Below are 3,392 nucleotides of genomic sequence, written 5' to 3' on the forward strand. Positions count from 1 at the left end.
GAACTGTCAATGTGGATCGGTTGAACTCGCGACGACCGCCGCCTCGGCAAGCAGCCGTGCGCGGACATCGTCCGGAATGGGCGTCGCGCGGCCGGTGGCGTTGTCGACCATCACCATGACTTCGTAGCCCTTGGCGACGCAGCGCTCGCCTTGGAAAATGCCCTGGATGACGGTCACGGAACTGCGCCCGACCCGCACCACGGCGAGGCCGAGGTCGAGCGTCGCCGGCCAGTGGACTTCGGCCAAATAGTCGATCTCGACCCGGGCCAACACGGTGTGCGTGCCCTCCTCGGTACCGAGCGGCAGGCCGCAGGCCTGGGCGAGGGTGGTGCGCCCGGTTTCGAGATAGGCCGCGTAGGAGACGTTGTTGACGTGGCCCTGCGCATCCGTATCCGAATAGCGCACGCGCTCCTGGCCCCAGACGCGATAGGTTTCGCGCCGGGTGAGATCCAGGCCTTCCTTGCCATCGGACATGTCAGACGGGCTCCGCGGTGCCGACAAGGCCGGCGGCGAATTCCTCGGCCACGAAGGGGCGGAGGTCGCCCACCTTCTCGCCGACGCCGACGGCATGGACCGGCAGGCCGAATTCCTCGGCCAAGGCGACGACGATGCCGCCGCGCGCCGAGCCATCCAGCTTGGTCACGATCAGCCCGTCCACTTCAACCAGATCGCGGAACACCTGGACCTGGGAGAGGGCGTTCTGACCGGTCGTGGCATCCAGCGTCAGCAGCGTCGAATGCGGCGCCGTCGGGTCCAGCTTGCGGATGACACGAATGATCTTCGCGAGCTCGTCCATCAGCGCGGTCTTGTTGTGTAGCCGGCCAGCGGTGTCGACGAGAAGAACGTCGATCCCCTCGCGTTTCGCACGCTCCAGCGCCCCGAAGGCGAGGCCGGCGGCATCCGTCTCCGGCTTGCCGGAGACGACGGGCGCGCCCGTGCGCTCGCCCCAGATCTGCAGTTGCTCGACGGCGGCGGCGCGGAAGGTGTCGCCCGCGACGAGCATCGGCTTCAGCCCCTGGTCGCGGTAGAATTGCGCGAATTTGCCGATGGTCGTGGTCTTGCCGGTGCCGTTGACGCCGACCATGAGCACGACATGCGGCGCATGGGCGGGATCTATCACCAGCGGCTGGGCCACCGCGCTCAGGATCTTCGTGATCTCCTCGGCGAGAGCGGCCTTGATCTCTGCGTCCGTGACTTCTTTGCCGAAGCGGGTGCGGCGGAAGGCGGCGATGACCTTCGCGGCGGCGCGGGGGCCGAGATCGGCCCCGATCAGCAGCTCCTCCAACTCCTCCAACGCCTCGTCGTCCAGCTTGCGCTTGGTGAAGACGGCGGTGATTCCGCTGGAGAGCTTCTGGGTGGAGCGGGACAGCCCTTCCTTCAGCCGTGAGAAGAACCCGGAAAGCGCCATGTCAGGGACTCATAAAGATATATCTATGGATGGTCAGGCTGCGATCAGGCCGTCGGCATCGACGCCGGTCACGGTCACGGTCACGATCTGGCCGGGCTCGGCGGGTGCTGCGAGGCACACGGGCCGGAAATGCTCGGAATGGCCCCGCGTCTCGGTCTCGGCCAGCACGCGCACGCTCTGCCCGAGATGGCGCGCATCGAAGCGGGCGGCGGCCTCGGCCCCCGCCGCGCGCAGCCGCGCCGCGCGTTCCTTTCGGACCGCCTTGGGCACCGAGGGCATGCGCGCCGCCGGCGTGCCGCTCCGCTCCGAATAGGGGAAGACATGCAGCATGGTCAGATCCGCTTCCGAGACCAGCGCAAGGGTCTCGGCAAAAGTCTCCTCGGTCTCGGTCGGGAACCCGGCGATGAGATCGGCGCCGAAGGCGATGCCCGGCCGCAATTGCCGCGCCCGCTTGGTGACCGCAAGCACATCGGCGCGGAGATGCCGGCGCTTCATGCGCTTGAGGATGAGGTCCGAGCCCGCCTGGATCGAGAGATGCAAATGCGGCAGCAGGCGCGGCTCATCGGCGATCAGCCGCCAGAGGTCTTCGTCGATCTCGCAGGGGTCGAGCGAGGAGAGGCGCAGGCGCGGCAGGTCGGGCAGGAGGGCGAGCAGGCGCCGCACCATCTGGCCCAAGGGCGGCTGGCCCGGCAGGTCATGCCCATAGCTGGTGATGTCGACGCCCGTCAGCACGATTTCCTGATAGCCCGAGGCGATCAGGCTGCGGCACTGGTCGAGGATGGCGCCGAGCGCCACGCTGCGGCTCGGGCCGCGGCCGTAGGGGATGATGCAGAAGGTGCAGCGATGGTCGCAGCCCTGCTGGACCTGCACGAAGGCCCGGGCCCGTCCTGCAAATTCCGTCACCAGATGGGCGGCGGTTTCCTTCGCTGCCATGATGTCCGAGACCGCCGACGGGGAATCGGGCTGCCAATGAGCGGCCTCGAGCTTCTCGGCATTGCCGAGCACGCGCGAGACACCGGGCAGGCCGCCCCAGCTTTCAGGCGCGATCTGCGCCGCGCAGCCGGTGACGACGATCTTCGCCTCCGGCCGCTCGCGCGCCAGACGACGGATCGCCTGCCGCGCCTGGCGCTCGGCTTCCGCCGTGACGGCACAGGTATTGACGATGATGGTATCGGACAGCCCGGCCTCGCGGGCGTGGCCGCGCATGACCTCCCCCTCATAGGTGTTCAGCCGGCAGCCGAAGCTCAGCACGTCGATCGTCATGCGGCGATCTCCAGGGCTTCGGGCAGGGTCATGGTGCCGGTGAAGCTTACCTCGGCGGGCCCGGTCATCAGCACATGGCCGTCCGCTTCGCGCCATTCGATGGTCAGGCGCCCGCCGTCCAGGATCATCTCCGCCCGCCGGCCGGTAAGGCCCCGGCGTGCGGCATTGACGAGCGCGGCGCAGGCACCGGACCCGCAGGCGAGCGTCAATCCCGCGCCGCGTTCCCAGACGCGAAGCCTGATCCGTTCGGGGGACAGAACCTCCGCAAAGCCGATATTGGCGCGGTCGGGGAAAATGCCGTCCGTCTCGAAGCGGGCGCCCAGGGTTGCAACCGGCGTCGCGGCGATGCTCTGCACGAAGAAGGTCGCGTGCGGATTGCCCATGGAGCAGGCGGCGGGGTTGGCGACGCCACCTTCGGCCAGCGGCAGATGCAGCGTGTCCATCGCGGAGGTCAGCGGCACCTGGTCCCAGCCGAGCCGGGGGGCGCCGAGATCGACCGTCACCGTGCCATCGGCATGCAGGATGGAGGGTAGATCGCCGGAGATCGTGCGGATCACCACGCGGTCACGGCCCGTCTCCTGACCGATCAGCGCGGCGACGCATCGGGTTGCATTGCCGCAGGCGCCGGCCTCGCTGCCGTCCGGGTTATGGATGCGCATGAAGACATCAGCGCCATCGCGCCCTGGTTCCAGGCTGATCAGCTGGTCGCAGCCGATCCCGA

Annotated in this window: 4 protein-coding genes; all 4 read right to left on the minus strand. The window is 68.5% G+C overall.

The genetic code is table 11. The features are described 5' to 3' along the window. Window positions 1-6: 6 nt before the first annotated feature. The gene (locus VL752_RS16880) at window positions 7-474 is read right to left on the minus strand and encodes an acyl-CoA thioesterase (RefSeq protein WP_325357028.1); all 468 of its coding nucleotides are present in this window, start codon (window positions 472-474) and stop codon (window positions 7-9) included. Between the two features lies 1 nt (window position 475). Beyond that, window positions 476-1,408: a signal recognition particle-docking protein FtsY gene (ftsY, locus tag VL752_RS16885; RefSeq protein WP_325357029.1), complete on the minus strand. Its 933-nt coding sequence runs from the start codon at window positions 1,406-1,408 to the stop codon at window positions 476-478. 33 nt (window positions 1,409-1,441) lie between these two features. Continuing rightward, window positions 1,442-2,671, minus strand: a complete 1,230-nt coding sequence (mtaB, locus tag VL752_RS16890) for a tRNA (N(6)-L-threonylcarbamoyladenosine(37)-C(2))-methylthiotransferase MtaB (protein ID WP_325357030.1) — start codon at window positions 2,669-2,671, stop codon at window positions 1,442-1,444. After that, window positions 2,668-3,392 (minus strand): diaminopimelate epimerase (gene dapF / locus VL752_RS16895; protein ID WP_325357031.1); only part of this gene is annotated, 725 nt, incomplete at its 5' end. The genes mtaB and dapF, both read right to left, overlap by 4 nt.

Origin of the sequence: Acidisoma sp. (assembly GCF_035492295.1) — a bacterium.
Lineage (GTDB): Bacteria > Pseudomonadota > Alphaproteobacteria > Acetobacterales > Acetobacteraceae > Acidisoma.